Source organism: candidate division WOR-3 bacterium (genome assembly GCA_026418155.1).
Classification (GTDB): domain Bacteria; phylum Hydrothermota; class Tepidihabitantia; order Tepidihabitantales; family CAIPLT01; genus JAOABV01.
Map to the genome: position 1 here is coordinate 4,762 of JAOABV010000026.1, position 18,803 is coordinate 23,564.

Genomic DNA, 18,803 nt, shown 5'->3' on the forward strand with positions numbered 1-18,803 from the left:
GCGAAAGTTGAATCGACATTAGCGGAAATCGGCTACAAACCTGAAGAACGACGGTTTCATCCCCATCTAACAGTTGGGCGAATTAAAGAAAGAATTGACGGTAATAAAATTTTTACAACTCAATATAAAAGTGAAGTATTTTTAGTTAACTCAATAATATTATTTAAAAGCACCTTAATGCCAGAAGGACCAATTTACGAAAAACTGCAGGAATTTTCTTTTAAGGTTTGAAATTTGAAAGAGACTGATAGATTAATTGAACAATAAAATTAAATCGTATATAAAATTAATGAAATGAGAGGATTAATTTTTTAGTTTGTTAAATTAGTAGATGTACTAATAAAAATAAATAATTGCAATTCTAAAATAAATCTAAAAGTTTCACACTATTCAATCGAAAAAGAGCAAATATAAATCTTAAAAATGTTGTCAAATTTCTTATCAAAGTTTTCTGATGTTGATAATTGATTTATACAAGACTAATTTTTCTCTGGTCATTTGTGGTTTCTTTTCGTATCTTTAATGACAATTGCTTCCCTATAGCATCCTTTAATATTCAGATGTTTTGTGAATTTATGAATAAAAGTGTAGTCAAGACTTTGCTTTAAATTTTTCTATAAATAATATTAAGATTTGAAAAAATAACTTTCTGCTACTAACGAAATTGCATTTCTAAAATTATTAATAAAAATTAGTATCGAATGAAACTGCTGACCGATGCGGTCTTCGCGTATAATAGTTATTAAAATAGATAAATAAAAATCTATTTTGGATAAATTTACTGATTTTTCTTTCTGTATATGCTATGTCACTTTTTAGATTTATCTAACTGGTAGTATTAATAATTTTGTGTAAATTCTATTTTCTTCCACAAAGGTTTTACTTCCCAATGTTGGGTATATTTGTTAAAAACTGCATACACTATCCTGTAGGTTGACATAGACATAAATTCTCATATAATAAAACCTATGGATTTTCCGAAAAGATATGAACCAAAACAGATTGAAAAATATTGGTATAAATTCTGGGAAAGTCAGGGATATTTTACTCCGAATTTAAAAAGTCAAAAACCGAGATTCTGTATAGTAATTCCGCCACCTAATATTACGGGTGTTTTACATATGGGGCACGCCTTAAATAGCACGCTTCAAGATATTATTATTCGTTTCAAAAAATTACAAGGTTATGAAACATTATGGTTACCTGGAGTTGACCACGCCAGTATCGCTACTCATAATCAAATTGAAAAATTGTTAGCTAAACAAGGTAAAACCCGATTTGATATTGGACGAGAAGAATTTTTGAAACTGGCTTGGGAATGGAAGGAAAAACATGCCAATATTATATTAGAACAATTAAAATCCTTAGGTGCTGCTTGCGATTGGACGCGTACAAGATTTACCATGGATGCGAAATTGTCCCGTGCAGTGCGAGAAGCCTTTGTTCAGTATTATGAAAAGGGTCTAATTTATAAAGCATATTATATTATTAATTGGTGTCCACGGTGTCATACTTCGATTTCGGATTTAGAGGTGAAGTATAAAGAAACGGCAACTAAACTTTGGTATATCAAATATCCCTTAAAGCCAGACAATAAAGAGCCAATAGCGAAAGATTATATTGTTGTCGCAACTACTCGACCGGAAACGATGCTTGGTGACACCGCAGTTGCAGTTAATCCTAATGACGAAAGGTATAAATCTTTAATTGGGAAAGAGGTCCTTTTACCTTTAGCCAATAGAATTATTCCCATTATTGGTGAAACCACTGTTGATGTAGAATTCGGAACCGGTGCGGTAAAAGTTACACCGGCGCATGACCCAGTCGATTTTGAAATTGGTAATAGACATAAGTTAGAATTTGTGAAGATTATCGATGAGGATGCCAAAATAACTGATAAAGCACCCTTAAAATATCAAGGATTAAGTCGAGAAAAAGCAAGAGAATTAATTGTCGCAGACTTATCTGCGCAAGGATATTTAGAAAAAGTTGAAGATTATACTCATCGTGTCGGCACATGCGTTCGTTGTGAAACACTTATTGAACCGTTAGTGTCTTTACAATGGTTTTTGAAAACAAAACCTTTGGCTGAACCAGCGATAAAAAAAGTAGAAGACCAATCAATAAGATTTTATCCTGAACGTTGGACTAAAGTCTATTTAGATTGGATGTATAATATTCGGGATTGGTGTATTTCTCGCCAACTTTGGTGGGGACATCGGATTCCGGCTTTTTATTGTGATGACTGTAATAACTTAATGGTTACGCGCGAAGACCCTAAAGAATGTGATAGATGTCATAGTAAAAATATTAGACAAGATGAAGATATTTTAGACACCTGGTTCTCTTCTGCCCTTTGGCCTTTTTCAACTTTAGGCTGGCCTGACGATACGGAAGATTTGAGACAATTCTATCCTACTAATCTGCTATCAACCGATCCGGACATTATCTTCTTATGGGTCGCGCGGATGATTATGTCAGGATTAGAATTTATCAAGGATATTCCATTCCGAGATGTATATATTCATTCCACAGTGCTAGCTGAAACCGGAGAGCGAATGAGTCGTTCTAAAGGTATTGGTGTTGACCCGCTGTTATTGATTGATAAATACGGTGCTTGTGCTTTACGATTTACCTTGGCGTATTTAGAAACCGAAAGTCAGAGTTATCGGTTCTGGGAGAAAAAAGTGGAATTAGGAAGAAATTTTGCCAACAAGATTTGGAATGCAGGCAGATTAATAAGTATGTACTTAGAAATTAGCGAAGCGGTTAAAAATTTAGATGAAAGTTATTCGTTAACTTCGCTTTGGTCAGTAATTCAAAATCCAATAGATATCTGGATTTTTACGAAATACATTAAGACCGTAGAGACCGTAACGAGTGCTTTAGAACGCTACGCTTATGCCCAAGCTGCGAGTGCGCTCTATACATTTTTTTGGGACGATTTTTGTGATTGGTATCTGGAGACTTGTAAAATTCGTCTTAAAGATAAGGAAACAATAATCTTGGCTGTCCTCCGTAAACTTTTTCAAGAAATTCTTATTTTACTCCACCCGTTTATGCCCTTCTTAACTGAAGAGTTGTGGCATCGGTTTAATTTCCAACCAGGCTCAAGCATATTAGATGCCGCATGGCCAGAGATTGATGACACCACAAAACAAACACTTGCGAAACAATCTGATGCTATTCGATTTTTTGATGCGCTTCAAGATTTAATTAAGGGAATTCGCAACATCCGTGCAGAAATGAATATTGCAAATGATAAAAAAGTTATTTGTTTAATAAATACCAGTGATAAGGCACTTAGAGAGTATTTGCTTTCTGAAATTCCAAGTAAAATAATCAAAGAACTTGGTAGGGTATCGAAGATTGAACCTTCTGAAGACAGACCCGCCCAATCCTCGGTAATTATTATGAAAGATTTAGAAGTTTATATTCCTTTAACCGGCTTGATTAATTTTGAAAAGGAAAGAAAACGTTTAGAGAATGAATTACAAACCGTGCAAAGAGAACTTGATAAAATTAATAGTCTACTCACTAACGATGATTTCTTAACTAAAGCTAAACCATTAGTGGTGGAACGAGAACGGGAACGAAAACTAAAGTATGAAGATAAAATTAAAAGACTAAGAGCCGCAATCGCATCATTGGTATAAAAAATTGAGATAAACTTCTCCATAAAATATTGTGAGGAAGAAAATCTACAATCGGAAATAAATTATGAGATTCATTGGTTGGATTTTTTCTCTCTTGATACTTATAGTATTTATTTTATTTTATAATTTACGATATAATCCTTTACACAACGAACTTATAAAGATTAAGCAGGAAAATTTGTTATGGCAGTCACAGATTAAAGAACTGGAAGGTAAATTAGCAAGATTATCTACAACGAAAGAACCGATATTTAAACAGACTTATCTCTGGGATGAATTGTTTGCTGGTCCTGCCAGTTTTTCTTTGACGCAACCGGCTCAAGTAATGCTTAAAGAAATTGTCCCTAGGCTTCAAGAGTTGGAAGGAGAAATTATTATTGCGGGTCATTGTGATAATACCGCGATACCACCTGAATTACAATCAAAATATAACTCGGTTCGAGAATTGTCTTTTGCTAAAGCATTGGCAGTGCTTAATTGCTTAGAATCTTGGGGGATAGCCAAAGAGCGATTGGTCTGTATTGGTTATGGTAATATTCGTCCTATTGCTGATGATAATTTAGAAACCGGTCGAGTCCAAAATCGTCGAATAGAAATAATTGTCAATCCTTTTTAAGTTTAATAACATATTTAAGTTTAGTAACATAAGTAAATTCAGAAATAAGTAAAAATGCAAAATACATTGTGTGTAAGAAACAAGATATTATTGTTGTTGAACTCAATAATTTGTTGTGGGTTATTTGCTCATTTGCCCCAAGATACACTTAAAAAAGAGACACAGCCGACAAAACATCGGCAGCAAATTTATTATAAATCAAGCAGTAAGGCAATGTTTTTATCCGCAATATTTCCGGGGGGTGGTCAATTTTATACCCAGAATTATCTCAAGGGTGTTTTTGTCGCTGGGGTTGAAGGCGCACTTGTATCTTATGCAATAAAAAATCATTTAGATTATAAAAATACCAATAATGCCGAGTTTCGAAACCGCGCAACAAATTTACTTTGGTGGTTAGCATTAGTAAAAATTTTTTCTCTTGCGGATGCTTATGTCTCAGCTAATATGTTTAAATTCAAAGAACAACAAAAATTAACAGTAAAGCATCAAATTTATGAATCCGTTTTGAAATCTGCCATTCCCAGCGACGGTAGCAAAATAATATGTAGTCGACAGCACTTACTGCATCTATCAAATAGATATGTCTATGAAAAGAAAACTCTAATCCAATCTAAATAGATACAAAGGGCGTACTTTGATTAATAAGTAAATTAATAGGGTGGTTGGACATTGCAAAGCGATGGATAATATTTTGGGTAAATTTAAACTTTATATTTTAAAAATAAAGGTGTATCCTCGTATGAGGCATAATTTACTTATTATTGACAAAATGCTAAAATAATTTTATAATATATATAAAACAAAATGTGCTATATTTTATAATAAATACTACATTGAACCACAGGACATATAATAGTGGTTCAATAGCAAGAAATCGGGTTAGAAGATAATATGCCAGATGAAGATTTAGAATTGTCGTTAGAACGGCAATACGGCGTTCCTTATATTGATTTATTGCAGTTTAAGTTAGACCCGGAGTTGTTAGGTAGTTTTCCTGAGCAGTTTTTACGAAATTCTAAAGTATGTCCGCTTTTCCGTTCAGGGAATGTTTTAGCAGTTGCAATGGTTGACCCACATGATATTGTTACGATTGACGAATTGAGAAGACAAACTGGATTAGAAATTGAACCAATGGTTTGTAAAGAAAGTGATTTATTACAAGTGATAAATCAATTCTATAGCACGCAAGTAGCAACTACTTCGGAAGAAGTTTTACCGGAACCAGAAGAAGTGACAACTTTGGAACCGGATGAAGAAGTTGGAATAGCGGAATTGGATGCTTCGCCTCGCAAATTGGAAGAAATGGCTTCAGAAGCGCCGGTCGTGCGATGGGTCAATCAACTGTTAATTAGGGCAGTCCGAGAACGGGCCTCGGACATCCATATTGAACCATCGCGAAACGGCATTTCAGTTCGGTTTAGAATTGATGGCGTGCTACATCCAGTGACATCGCCACCGAAAAAATTGGAACTAGGGGTAATTTCGCGTATAAAAATAATGTCGCGGATGAATATTGCGGAAAAACGAGTTCCACAAGATGGTCGTTATGGCGCGATAATTGATGGTCGAGAAATTGATTTCCGTGTCTCAACTTTTCCTACAACCTATGGTGAAACTGTGGTTATGAGAATATTGGACCGTGTGCGTCTGCTCTCGCTAAGTGATTTAGGATTTTCAAAACAAGATTTTGAAAAGATCAAGTCAATGATTGCCAAACCCCATGGCGTAATAATTGTCTCTGGACCTACAGGTAGCGGAAAGACTACAACTTTATATGCTATTTTAAATGAAATTAGAGGCACAGAAAAAAATATTATCACGATTGAAGACCCAGTTGAGTATGATATTGACAATATCTCACAATCACAAGTTAATTTACGAGCCGGTTACACTTATTTAGTTGGTTTACGACATATCTTAAGGCAAGACCCAGATGTTATAATGATTGGCGAGGTTCGAGATGGAGAAACTGCGGGTGTTGCTATTCGGGCGGCGCTTACCGGACAACTCGTTTTTACCAGTCTGCACGCAAACGATGCACCAGGCACTATTACGCGTCTAATTGACATGGGGGTTGAACCATTTTTAGTTGCATCAGCAGTAGAAGGTGCTGTGGCGCAACGTTTAGTGAGAAGGATTTGCCAGAGATGCAAAGAACCATATCATCCACCAGCAAAACTGCTTAGTGAACTCGGACTAAGTAGCGACATCCAGTTTTTTAAAGGCCGGGGCTGCGACCGGTGTCGAAATACCGGATATTCCGGAAGAATTGGTATCTTTGAAATCCTAAAAAATACTGATAGGATTCGTGATTTAATCATTACACGGCCAACCACCAGTGCCTTACGACAACTTGCTCGTCAAGAAGGTATGCATACTCTTTGGGAAGATGGTTTACAGAAAGTGCTTGCTGGTATTACGACGCTTGATGAATTAATGAAAGAAGCCGAGAAAATCTAATGGATAAATGTCTTGAAAATACAACTAAATTTGTTACTTGCCACTAAAGATATGGAGAAAACAAAAATTGGACTCTATCTCTTTAGGGCTAAAATGCAATGATTCTTAAACGCTATGCCTTTATTTAGATATAAAGTTAGAAACAAAGATGGTGTAATTTTATCCGGAACATTAGAGGGTGTTGATTTAGCCGGTGTTTTAGAGCGACTTGATGCCTTAGGTTATATTCCAATCTCGGTTACAGAAGACAAATTAAAAAAGCCCCTGACAGGAAAAGAGATAACAATCCCTTTTTTGAGACCAAGAGTAAAATTAGTTGACTTAATTACTTTTACTCGACAGTTTGTTACACTTCATAAAGCGGGTTTACCGATGTTGACTGCGATTAATGCGTTAAAAGCCCAGACAAGAAATAAAGAAATGGCTCGGGCTTTAGACGGAATTTCTCGGGATTTGATGGGAGGAGTAACTTTATCGACAGCATTATCTCGATATCCTCATATTTTTAATGAACTTTATGTCAATTCGGTGTGGGCGGGTGAAACCGGGGGGGTCTTAGATGAGATATTGTCGCGGATTGCCGATTTATTAGAGCATGAAAGGAGATTAAGGTCTGATATTCTTTCTGCCCTGCGTTATCCCATATTTGTGATGGTTGTTTTTTTCATCGCAATCATTGTCTTAGCAACTTTTGTCTTACCGAAATTGCTCGGTATTTTGACAACCCTAAAAGGCAAAATGCCTCTGCCAACCAGATTATTAATTGCAATTGTAAACATACTCCAAAGTTATTGGGTATACGGGTTTTTAGGTATTGGGCTATTAATTGTTTTATTCTACTTATTTATTAGAACAAAAGGTGGCAGATTGTGGTGGGATAGAGTAAAATTAAGTTTACCTATAATGGGTGGAATTTCTTATCGGATTACATTGAGTCGTTTTGCGCGAATGTTTGAAACATTAGACCGCACTGGCTTACCAATTCTGCGCACTTTGAATTTAGTAAGCAAAACAGTAGGAAACGCTTATTTTGCTACCAAAATAGAAGCAATTGCTGAAAGTGTTCGCCGCGGAAAAGGATTAGCGGCTCCGATGCGAGAAGCAAAAATATTCCCACCAATGGTTGTGCAAATGGTCGCGACTGGTGAAGAATCCGGAGCCTTAGATGATATGTTGAGGCAAGTTTCTGAACATTATGACACCGAATTGGAATACATCGTCAAAAATCTCACAAGTATGATTGAACCAATTCTGATTATGGTATTAGGGGTTGGCGCAATATTTGTGATATTAGCGGTCATATTACCATATATGCAAATCCTTGCCAGTATCCAATAAGAAGAATATATCGTTTAGTGCTATCCAGACGATATAGATTACATAGACTACTTAAAATTTTTTATATTAATTTGACTTCAATAAATGTCACAGCAATTTATTAAACCTACAATTAACAATATGAATCTTATAAAAACATTTCAACTCGGTAGATTTCTCTGGACAGTATTTGTCAGTTGGTATTTTATAAACTTTTCACGAAACTTTTTTAACTCTTTGGTGCCAACAAAATCTCAAATTCCAATTGTTTTCTTTATTGTTTTAGTTCTTTGGATGGCAGTAGAATATTATTTTGGCTCACCTTTCTTCCAATCCGGAATTGTAGAAATTAGTTCTAAAGACAGAACTATATTTTCGTTGTTCTTTTATAGCACAACAATATATTCTATTGCGGACTATTCATCGCTTAATTGGACTCAACTTAATATCTTATATCCATACATTAATATTTTAGGGCTTATCTTATTTATGGTTGGTGTGCTCTTGCGATACTGGACACTTCTAATTTTAATCAGAACTCCTATTCAAAAATTGATAAGGAAGCGAGTTTTTCAAATTTGTCGTCATCCGCGGTATTTAGCAACACTTACTCAAATCATTGCAATTTCTTTAATTTTTTCAACCTATTTAGGATTAGTTTTAACAATTATCATTGGATTACCAATTATTTATAATCAAATCAAGAGTGAAGAGATTCTACTAAGTAAACTTTATAAGACTGAATATGATGAGTATAAACAAAAAATTCCGATGCTCATTCCTAAATTTTGCCGTATCTATAAGAAATAAATCTCAAACATTAGTCTTTATACAATCAATATTGAAATGTGCTATAAAAAGGATATATCATTCCATAAGATACTTTTGCCTTGGTCATTGTTTCTATAATCGCTGTAAATATCTTAACTCATTAGTATTCAATTTGTTTTACCATTCGGATATTTGACCTCATACTATAAGAAACATTGAGTTAAAGTTAATAACTCTTTTGGTTTTCCATCCTAAATGGAAAGACACACATTTTTACGGTAATGGAAAGACATTTTGTCATTTGCGATGAAGAGTCAAGAGTTCTAAAAAGTGTTGCTGGAATTCAAAAGACCAAACAAAAATATTATTAGGAATATTCAGTGATTTTAGCTACTTCCTAAAGGACTCCATAAATATACAAACCGCTATTATCCTCTAAAGAAAATCTTAATATAAATATTTCCGTGATTTTAGTGTTTTTACTAACAAACTAAACCTAATCAAAGAGTTTAAGAGAATTTAACTTGACTGCCTATATAGACCGTCAACTCTTTTAAGTTTTGAGTTTTAATAGTTTCATCGGAAATCTTTATAGTTTTAGACAGAATTTTTACGGACTTAGGATTCAAAACAAGAAAAGCATTAGGGCTAGGGTGGGGCTAACCCGATGCTAACTTAATCTTAGTCTCTTGATAGTGCAATCTTATCCGGTAAACGGCATATAAAGTCGCCTATCAGTTAGGCTTAGTTATCTAATAAAATATTCTAAACTCTTTATTGCATTCAGTGAAAATATAAAGTAGAGGAGATGGTTTTTAAGATATGCAGTTCCGTAAATAACAAGTTGTTACTAAAACTATTCGTCCGAGGGTTTGGTGGGAAATATTATATTTATTAATTATAGTGAAGATATTTATTAACGGAGTTAGATTAACATTTGGGATATTTATAGACTTTTTCAGTATTATGTTAATATAACATTAGGATACCAGATAAATGATTAGGACTTGATAAAATTGCATATAGGTTATAGTTTAGTGCCAAAACAGGTAAATGAACAAACAGGAGGTTATAACCGCAGCAAGCGTAAAGGGTAGTCCGACTTTGACAAAATCTAAAAAGTTGATTTTATAGCCTTTTTTTCTTAGTAATCCGACACCAACAATATTCGCCGACGCGCCAATAGGTGTGATATTTCCGCCAACAGTTGTGCCTAAAATTGTTCCAAATAGTAATAAATATAAGGGATAACCGTAAGTTCGAGTTAACGGGAAAATGATGCCGACTATTGCGGCAAAATATGGTATATTGTCAACAAAACCAGAAACAAAGACTGAGAATAAAACCAATACAACATAAGTTAAAATAAGATTACCCGAAGTTAAATTACCAACCCAATTTGCGATTAAGTCAATAATGCCCGTATCTTTTAATGCTCCAACTAAACAAAAGATACCGGCAAGAAATGCCAAGGTTCCCCAATCCGCGTCTTTTAATACTGAATAGGTTTTAATCTTTTTTGAAATCATACTATAGATAATCGCCAAAATCGCATAACTGATACATATTAAACCGCTAATATTGCCAAATTTATTTTTTAGAAACGATGCCATTATTAATGAAAAAATCAGTAATCCCAAAATAATGCCAGGAACTCTGCTAATAATCTTTTCTGGTTCAACTTGACTTATTGGCTGATTGTGTTTCCGAAAGATAAGGTATAATACAATTAGCGAAGCGATTACTCCTATCTGAACCGCAAAAAAAAGTGACGGTTTTCCCTGAAAAAAGAAGAAATCGTTGAAAGTCATACCAGTATTGGCAGATAAAATCATGCTTGGTGGGTCGCCAACTAAGGTTGCGGTTCCTTGTAAATTTGCCGAAAGACATATTCCTAATACAAAAGGGACCGGTGAGACTTTTAGTTTTTGCGCAATTTCAAATGCAATTGGTGCCATAATTAATGTTGTGGAGACATTTTCGACAAACGCGGACAGCAAACCCGTAAATGCCGACAGTAAAATAATCGCCCAGATTAAATTTTTAGACACATCAATTAATCGCTCAGCAAGATAAGCCGGGATTTTTGAATGAATGAATAATTCAGCAACAACGCTTGTGCCCCAAAGAACGCCTAAAATATTCCAGTTGATATGCTGAAATATTCTTAAAGGACTGAGAATGCCTCCAATGACCAGTAAGATAACTCCTATCCAAGTTGCTAATATTCGGAAACGATGGGTTACAATCAAAATAGCATAGACAGCAATAAAAATGATAGCACTAAGAATTTGAGACATTAGATAAAAAATGTGATGACCGAAGTTTTACAACCTAAGATTGTCATACATATCAATCTGTGTACCACTAAGAACATCCAATAAGAAAGGTGGTGATTGAGGTTTTATGACTATTTTTAGGCCTGAACAAAATGAATATGATGACTTGACTGAAGGCATTTTTAAGTTGAAGTAAGATAGAAATTTCTGCGAAAGTCAATTTTAATGGGGAAAGTAAAGAAATTATTGAAAGTTTCGGTATTTTTAGGGACTCTTTTTCAGAGGTTACTAAGATATTTTTTTTGACAGATGGATTTAGCAAAGAAAAAAAGACAGGAAAGATGTTTTTACCTCCCAATATTATTCGCTTCGGTATTCAATTAAAGAAGAAGTGGTATCAGCGTAAACCCGTTTAATCAATCCTACACCCGGAGCAAACCATTCGTAACCAAAATAATGCTCTTGATAATTGTTAAGAGTAAAAGTTGAATGAAACTCAATTTTATAAACTTGCCCAAAAGTTCCTGCGGGAACGGTGACATCGGAAATTTCCCAGACTTTTCGGGATATTGTTTGTCTTATTCTAAAGGTATCGCCTAAAATTATAACCGTATCAGCAAATACATCACTCCAAGAATTACCCAAAACAAAAGGTAGTTTATATTCTAACAACCAACTCTGTTGTAAAATATAGTCAACACCACCATAATTGACTTTTCTTATAATCAGTCTTTTTACTTCACTACCATTTTTCGTCCAATATTCACTCTCTCCATTTCTCAAGAGATGCCAAACTGAATTACCATAGGCAATAGTTTCGCCTTTTATTTCAACTAATTCAACAATATTACCTTTAGTATATTTCCAATAATAATTAGGTTTCATTGGAAAATAATCTTGTCCGGCGCGATATAGGACCCAATCGGAATTATTACAGGTTATCCATAGAATCAAAATACTTGATAAAGTAAAATAAATAAAGAAAGATACCAAATTCCTCATAAGCCCTTATTCATAGCCAATATATGTCTTCATCGGTTATGACGCATCTGTATAAATAATGATAAAAATCTATATGCTATTTAAGGACTTCATGGTTTTGCCAAAAGATTAACACCGATGCCAATCATTAATGAAATAAAGTAATCAGTGTGGTATATTTTCAGGGATTGATAAGTTCGGGGATGAATAATTTGGTTTAAGTAAAGATGAGAATTAAAATAAAAACGACTCACAACTTTTTGATAATCGATTCCTGATTTAATTCCCCAGACATAATTTTTTTCTTTACCTTGTTCAAAGTGATGTAAGATTTGATTGTATGTGCCACCAAATACTAAATTAAAACTTCTTTGTGCTTTTGGGAAAATCGGTACTTGGTAGAGTCCACTGACTGTATGGATATAAAGGTAATCACCATTACGACTTTTCCCAATATATTTAGTAAAAACATAGTCAATTTGAAATTTATTATATCTACAGAATACAGTTGGCGAAGTTGTGAGAGAATAATATCGACCAATGTTGCTGATGGGAAGATTAAACCCATATTGAACACCACAGTCTAAGGAGTTAAATAATAATAGTGATGTAATTAGCGTATATACCATATTAAGTTAATTTATCATAATAATTGTGAAGTGTCAAGTATTAACTTTAAGACATTAAATAATTCTTATACCAAGAAAGAAAAGATAGGAAAAACGAATTACATAAATTTTTAATTGTATTTAATTTGATTAATTAGTTGTCGTTATGTTTTTTTAGTTACTTCTATAGAGAAGCTAAAATAGTGCCTCTGAAATTGGAAAAGACCGAGAATGTTCAGCGGTTCTGTGGATTCATTAACAAAGATTGATTTATTCAGTCGTTACTTCCATAGGGTCCGGAAAAAGTCGAGTTTTGCTACTTAATACACTGAACATTGCACTTGTTTTGCTGTTTTTTAATTTAGTTCCGTAACACTTTTTTAAACCCTTTCCATAAGTAGGGTAATAATATTTTGTGTAAATTTAGACTTGATAGGTTAAAAATAAAGGTGTATCCTCTATGATAAAAAAGATTGACAAAATTCTAATTTTAAGTATAATGCTATTTTAATATGATTAAAGATAGATTAAAAAGAAGACACTATCGAATTCGAAAAAAAATTGTAGGCACAGAAAATAGGCCTCGGCTTTGTGTGAAACGAAGCAATAAGCATATTTATGCTATTTTAGTGAATGATGTTTCTAATAGAGTAATGACTACCGTGTCTTCGATTAGTAAAGAATTCAAAGAGATGTCAGAAAAACTGGAAAACAAACAGAAATCTTCGATTGCGGAAAAAGTTGGTTTGCTTTTAGCACAGAAAGCCAAAGCCCTTGGTATTAATGAAATCGTTTTTGACCGTGGCGGTTATCGATATCACGGTCGGGTGAAAGCATTGGCTGAAGGTGCCCGCAAAGGAGGCTTGAAATTTTAAAATCTATGATTAATACTCCAGAAACCGATCGGAATTCAAAAATTATTGTCGATACCGACGAGCCGGAAATTACTCCGGAGTTTATTGAACGAGTGATTTTCATTAAACGCATTGCTAAAGTTGTTAAAGGCGGTAAGCGAATGCGTATTGCGGCAGGGGTTGTTGCCGGTGATGGCAAAGGTAAAGTTGGCATTGGACATGGTAAATCAGCTGAAGTAGCGCTAGCGGTTCGCAAAGCGGCAACGCGAGCAAAAAAGAATATGATTTCCATCGCAGTAGTCGGAAACACAATTTCTCATCAAGTTGAAGGTAAGTATCGAGCCAGTAAAGTATTATTAAAGCCAGCACCTGAAGGAACTGGTTTGATTGCCTGTCCTCAAGTCCGGGCCGTTGTTGAAGCCTTAGGCATTAAAGACATCTATACAAAATCACTCGGTTCCAATACTCCTTATAATCTGGCGATGGCAACTTTACGGGCATTAATGAAACTCCGAACTCCGGAAGACATTGCTCGTGTTCGTAATAAGCCATTAGAAGCGATAGCCCAAAAAACTAAAAAGAAAGATACTCCTACTGCGGACATATCGTCAGAAATAGCAGGGACGATGTCAGACAGTCTTTCAACTGATAACTGAAAAATTAAATTAAATGAAAAAACTGAAGGTTACATTAATTAAGAGTTTAATTGACACTAAACCAGTGCATAAGAAGAATGCTTTAGCATTAGGTTTGAAAAGGTTAAATAGTTCCAGAATTCATAATGACACTCCAGTGATTCGAGGAATGATTGAAAAAATTAAACATTTAGTAAAGGTAGAATATGTTGATTGAATTACATCCTCCCCAAGGCGCCAAGAAACGTCCCAAGAGAGTCGGTTGTGGACCAAGTTCTGGTCACGGTAAAACCTCAACACGGGGACATAAGGGTTCAGGTCAAAGAAAGGGCAAAGAGTATGATGCGCGGTTTGAAGGCGGACAGATGCCCCTTTATCGTAAGATTCCGAAACGCGGATTTAAGAGCCCATTTAAACAAGAATTTGCAGTTGTAAATTTTGCTGATATTACAAGAAAGAATTTATCAGGAATTATTTCACCAGAAACATTAAAAACTGCCGGGTTAGTAAAAAAAGACCTACCCATTAAAATTCTGGGTAAAGGCGAAATTAGTATTCCAATAACAATTCAAGCCCATGCGATTTCTGAATCGGCCCTAAAAAAACTTCAGGCAGTTGGTGGTAAATTTGAACTGATAACCGCTATTCCTAAAAGATAAAAATGCTTCAAAACGTTCCTAATATCTTTAAGATTCCTGATTTAAGGAAGAAAATTCTCATAACCTTAGCATTAGTTGTTGTTTATCGTTTAGGCACCCATATCCCAATTCCTGGAATTAATGGCCAAGCATTAGGTCTTTTATTATCTCAAATGCGGGGAACAGTATTCGGGCTTTATGATATATTTGTGGGTGGCGCATTATCCCGAGCATCTATATTTGCCCTCGGAATTATGCCGTATATCTCAGCCTCAATTATGTTTCAATTATTGGGTTCGGTTTTTCCTTACATTGAGAAGTTAAATCGAGATGAAGAAGGAAGAAAAAAACTCAACCAGTACACCCGCTATGCCACTGTTCTTTTAGCAATTATCCAAGCCACCAGTATTTCGGTCTATTTAGAATCGCAACCACCGACTGCGGTCGGACCGATCGTTGCGCTGAGTGGTTTCTTCTTCCGATTGTTGACGATTGTGACAATGACTGCGGGTACTATCTTTGTAATGTGGCTGGGTGAACAGATTACAGACAAGGGAATTGGTAACGGAATATCTTTTATTATCTTTATCGGTTGCCTTGACAGTATGCCGCAGGATTTTGGTCGTACAATCCAAATGATGCATGCTGGCGAAATTTCCTGGTTAGCATTGATATTAATCATTATTATCATTTTCGGCGTCTATGCCGGTGTTGTCTTGGTCACTCAGGCGATGCGTAAGATTCCAGTCCAATATCCCAAAAGGATTGTCGGTAGAAGGATGTATGGTGGTCAGTCAACCTATATTCCTTTACGCATCAATACTGCAGGTGTAATTCCTATCATTTTTGCGCAAAGTCTCATTGTCTTTCCCTCAACAATTGCGACATTTATTAAAGCGCCGTGGTTAAATACAGTTCAAAATTATCTTGCCCCAGGTGCTTGGCTATATAATCTGCTCTTTGCCGGTTTGATTATTTTCTTTACTTATTTTTATACTTCGGTGGTCTTTAACCCGAGAGATTTAGCAGATAATATGCAAAGATATGGTGGCTTTGTTCCGGGAATTCGGCCAGGCGAAAAAACTGCCCAATATCTTGACCGCAGTCTTTCGCTTTTAACATTACCTGGAGCCATCTTTTTGGCATTTATGGCACTTTTACCGTATTATCTAATGCATTCTTTACGAGTGCCATTCTATTTTGGCGGTACAACACTTTTAATTATTGTTGGCGTTGCCTTAGATACAATTCAACAAATTGAATCTCATTTGTTAATGCGCCACTACGAAGGTCTCTTAAAAGGCACCAAAGTCAAAGGTCGCCGATAAGATAAAACCTTCCCCATAATTTGTTAATATTACAGAACACAAATACAGGATTTTTGTATTAATGACTGTATATAAAAGATTAACCTATTTGTAGTAAAAAAAGACCGCAGTTTTTAGCTCTGCGGTCTTGGTTTTGGGGTAATCAAAAAATTACCAGAAACGCCAGGGTCGTTTTGGTCGCATCTCCTTTTTCATTTCCTTCGCCCGATGGATTATATCTCGGAGTTCTTCATTAAATCGCATCTGAAAGAGCATAAATTTTGCCTGTTGTTCTGGAGTAAGAATTGAAGCAATCTCTTTGCGCAATTTTTTCTCAAGTTCTTGAAATTTAGTTTCACTTAATTCCATTTCTTGAATTTTTGCCTTAAGTTCTTTTTCATATTTTTTAGCGTCACGTAAATAGTCTTCAATTTCGTCTAAAATTTTCATCCGTTTCTGGTCAAATTCTTCTCGGGCTCTTCTTAATTCTTTTAATTTCGGAAAGAAACGCAGACTTTGGTCTTCAGTTAAATTCAAGACTTCGGTCAATTTCCAAGTTTGAATCATTTCCAGTTTTTCTTTTGGTCTTTTCTCAGCAAATTTAGGGCCGCCAGGTTTCTCAGGCAGTTCCGCTATAGCAATCTCATCTTCGTCCGCAAAACACATTTCACAATTTTCACAGGCTGGTGCCATCATCAGTGAGTGTGGTGGAGATAATGGTAAAAATGTTTGATTTTCGGGTATCATCGGTTGGCTAAAGACAATACCTAAACAAAATACAAACGGTGCGATGATTTTTAACATATTTTCCTCCTATGTTTAGAGACTGACATTTCTTTTTGAAAAAGATGATAATATTTCTGATTAGCCAGCCTCATAGTTTTAATTAAAATATTTTTTAAAAAGTTCATTGATGACCTTTTCCTTTTCGTCATCTGTAAGTTGCGAAAATAAATCAGTTGGCTCAGCATTATAAATCAGTTCCCAGTCAATAGATTTTACCTCGTCACTTATAACTTCAGCAATCAACCGGTCGTTTATCAGTTCTTGGGCTTTAGGATCTAAAAATTCATAAAGATGAGTAGCACTGAGATTGGTTTGTGTGAACTCAGTAAATAATTGGTCTTCAGATACGGTTACTGATTTTTTAATGTTCAGAATATAGGTTGTGATGATAACAACTAAAAGTATCACTACTGAGGCAAATACCGGTATTAAGCGTGAGAATGCTTTCGGTTTCGGTTGCAGGTTTTTTATCTTGCGACGGACTTGGATTAAGAAGTCTTCTGCTGGATAAGGATAGCGCTTAACCATCCGGACTTCTCGCACAAGTGCGATAATTGATTTTAGTGTTTGTAATTCCATTGAGCATCGGGCACATTGTTTAAGATGTTCAGTAATTTTCTGAGTTTCTTTAAGAGATAATTCCTGATTAAGATAGTCAATCAGTTTTGCTTGAACCTTCTCACACAGCATAATTTCTTTCGCCATTCCTTAAGTAAAATTTACAAATGGCCTCAGACATAACAATAATCGGCTTTGGGAGCGTTAATTTATAATCTTAACTTTAGTACGCATCATAATAGTTTTTCTTGCCATTCCTTAAGTAAAACTTGTAATCGTTTTAGGGCATGATGATAATTGGCTTTGACAGTTCCAATTGATAGTTTTAAAATTTTTGCAATCTCTTCATTACTGAAATTTTCGTATTGTCGCATCATAAAGATCTTTTTTTGTTGGCTGGGAAGCTGATTGACCGCATTAGTAATTGCAACTGCTAAATCTTGTCTTTGTTTCAATACTTCAGGGGGCAGTTCAGTTTTTTCGCCAATCGGTTCTAATAATAACTTCTCTTCGGACATATCGTCTAATGATAAGACATCCTGTTCCTGCCGGTGTTTTTTTCGATAACTAAGGCAAAGATTAAAGCAGATTCGGAAAAGCCAGGTATAAAAAGAAGAACGTTCTTTGAATTTAGGTAATGCCTGATAGGCTCGGACAAAGGTCTCTTGCGATAAATCCCAGGCAAGTTCTTGGTTATGTACCATTCGTAAAGCCAGATAGTAAATTTTACTTTGATAGCGTCGAACCAGTTCATCAAAACTCGCTTCATCACCTCGTTTGAACGCTTTGACCAGTTCTTGGTCTGAAAGTGTTTGAAAAAAATCTGCACGGGCAAAAGTTTTTGCCGAATCCATTGGCTTAAATTAAATCTTTTTTTTCGCACATAATATTAGACTAAAAAGTCAATTAAAAGTTTAATTAAACCGACCTTTAAGTCAACCTTTTAAAATTTGTTCTATCTTTTGATAAATTTCAAAATCTTATAATAGCAAATTAAGATAAATTCGACAATGATTATTTTACACTTTTGAATGTTCATATATAGCACATTTTATAACAAGTAACTGATAACAAAAACATTTGTAAACTTTACCTTAAAGCAATTGATTTGATAAACTGTGCGGTTTTGCTATTTGTAAAGATTCATTTCAGATACAATCCTCCCATATTACCTATATTTTTTCTGTCTTCTTAATAAGTTTATAAATAAGAATCTGTTGCAGACGAATTTTCTAATTTTTGTGCCTTTTTCAGAGTCAATATAGTTCACCGTAAAATTAGGACTTTTCAGGTTTAGTCTTGAATTTTGCATTATTATAGAACTCTGAAGAGTGTTA

18 protein-coding genes are annotated in these 18,803 nt (G+C 34.9%); 12 read left to right on the forward strand and 6 right to left on the reverse strand.

Annotated features, from left to right (window positions below; genetic code table 11):
• The 7 genes from N2201_04440 to N2201_04470 all read left to right on the forward strand — a co-directional run.
• A partial coding sequence (locus N2201_04440; protein ID MCX7785459.1) for an RNA 2',3'-cyclic phosphodiesterase occupies positions 1-231 on the forward strand: 231 nt, incomplete at its 5' end.
• A gap of 737 nt (positions 232-968) precedes the next feature.
• A complete protein-coding gene (locus tag N2201_04445; GenBank protein ID MCX7785460.1) occupies positions 969-3,656 on the forward strand; it encodes a valine--tRNA ligase in 2,688 nt (895 codons plus the stop codon).
• 64 nt (positions 3,657-3,720) lie between these two features.
• Positions 3,721-4,272 (forward strand): OmpA family protein, encoded by a 552-nt coding sequence (locus tag N2201_04450; GenBank protein MCX7785461.1) that lies wholly within the window; start codon positions 3,721-3,723, stop codon positions 4,270-4,272.
• 96 nt (positions 4,273-4,368) lie between these two features.
• On the forward strand, positions 4,369-4,890 hold the full coding sequence (locus N2201_04455; protein MCX7785462.1) for a DUF5683 domain-containing protein: 522 nt from the start codon (positions 4,369-4,371) through the stop codon (positions 4,888-4,890).
• A 273-nt stretch (positions 4,891-5,163) separates the two neighbouring features.
• A complete protein-coding gene (locus N2201_04460; protein ID MCX7785463.1) occupies positions 5,164-6,732 on the forward strand; it encodes a GspE/PulE family protein in 1,569 nt (522 codons plus the stop codon).
• Positions 6,733-6,846: 114 nt separating this feature from the next.
• Positions 6,847-8,070: a type II secretion system F family protein gene (locus N2201_04465; GenBank protein ID MCX7785464.1), complete on the forward strand. Its 1,224-nt coding sequence runs from the start codon at positions 6,847-6,849 to the stop codon at positions 8,068-8,070.
• A 120-nt stretch (positions 8,071-8,190) separates the two neighbouring features.
• Positions 8,191-8,859, forward strand: a complete 669-nt coding sequence (locus tag N2201_04470) for a hypothetical protein (GenBank protein ID MCX7785465.1) — start codon at positions 8,191-8,193, stop codon at positions 8,857-8,859.
• A 995-nt stretch (positions 8,860-9,854) separates the two neighbouring features.
• Here N2201_04470 and N2201_04475 read toward each other — a convergent pair.
• The 3 genes from N2201_04475 to N2201_04485 form a co-directional block, all read right to left on the reverse strand.
• On the reverse strand, positions 9,855-11,120 hold the full coding sequence (locus N2201_04475) for an SLC13 family permease (protein MCX7785466.1): 1,266 nt from the start codon (positions 11,118-11,120) through the stop codon (positions 9,855-9,857).
• Positions 11,121-11,459: 339 nt separating this feature from the next.
• Positions 11,460-11,984 (reverse strand): hypothetical protein, encoded by a 525-nt coding sequence (locus N2201_04480; protein ID MCX7785467.1) that lies wholly within the window; start codon positions 11,982-11,984, stop codon positions 11,460-11,462.
• 206 nt (positions 11,985-12,190) lie between these two features.
• A complete protein-coding gene (locus N2201_04485; GenBank protein ID MCX7785468.1) occupies positions 12,191-12,709 on the reverse strand; it encodes a hypothetical protein in 519 nt (172 codons plus the stop codon).
• 491 nt (positions 12,710-13,200) lie between these two features.
• Here N2201_04485 and rplR point away from each other — a divergent pair, with 491 nt between their 5' ends.
• The 5 genes from rplR to secY are packed head-to-tail and all read left to right on the forward strand — an operon-like array spanning position 13,201 to position 16,143.
• Positions 13,201-13,563 (forward strand): 50S ribosomal protein L18, encoded by a 363-nt coding sequence (gene rplR / locus N2201_04490; protein ID MCX7785469.1) that lies wholly within the window; start codon positions 13,201-13,203, stop codon positions 13,561-13,563.
• 5 nt (positions 13,564-13,568) lie between these two features.
• Positions 13,569-14,198, forward strand: a complete 630-nt coding sequence (rpsE, locus tag N2201_04495) for a 30S ribosomal protein S5 (protein MCX7785470.1) — start codon at positions 13,569-13,571, stop codon at positions 14,196-14,198.
• Positions 14,199-14,211: 13 nt separating this feature from the next.
• On the forward strand, positions 14,212-14,394 hold the full coding sequence (gene rpmD / locus N2201_04500; GenBank protein MCX7785471.1) for a 50S ribosomal protein L30: 183 nt from the start codon (positions 14,212-14,214) through the stop codon (positions 14,392-14,394).
• Complete coding sequence (gene rplO, locus N2201_04505; protein ID MCX7785472.1) at positions 14,384-14,836, forward strand: 50S ribosomal protein L15; 453 nt, start codon at positions 14,384-14,386, stop codon at positions 14,834-14,836. The genes rpmD and rplO overlap by 11 nt, the downstream gene beginning before the upstream one ends.
• 2 nt (positions 14,837-14,838) lie before the next feature.
• On the forward strand, positions 14,839-16,143 hold the full coding sequence (gene secY / locus N2201_04510) for a preprotein translocase subunit SecY (protein MCX7785473.1): 1,305 nt from the start codon (positions 14,839-14,841) through the stop codon (positions 16,141-16,143).
• Between the two features lie 150 nt (positions 16,144-16,293).
• Here secY and N2201_04515 read toward each other — a convergent pair whose 3' ends face one another.
• From N2201_04515 to N2201_04525, 3 genes are all read right to left on the reverse strand, one after another.
• Positions 16,294-16,926, reverse strand: a complete 633-nt coding sequence (locus N2201_04515; GenBank protein MCX7785474.1) for a hypothetical protein — start codon at positions 16,924-16,926, stop codon at positions 16,294-16,296.
• 78 nt (positions 16,927-17,004) lie between these two features.
• Positions 17,005-17,598 (reverse strand): zf-HC2 domain-containing protein, encoded by a 594-nt coding sequence (locus N2201_04520; protein MCX7785475.1) that lies wholly within the window; start codon positions 17,596-17,598, stop codon positions 17,005-17,007.
• Positions 17,599-17,699: 101 nt separating this feature from the next.
• Positions 17,700-18,320, reverse strand: coding sequence for a sigma-70 family RNA polymerase sigma factor (locus N2201_04525; protein ID MCX7785476.1), 621 nt, complete (start codon positions 18,318-18,320; stop codon positions 17,700-17,702).
• Positions 18,321-18,803 lie beyond the last annotated feature (483 nt).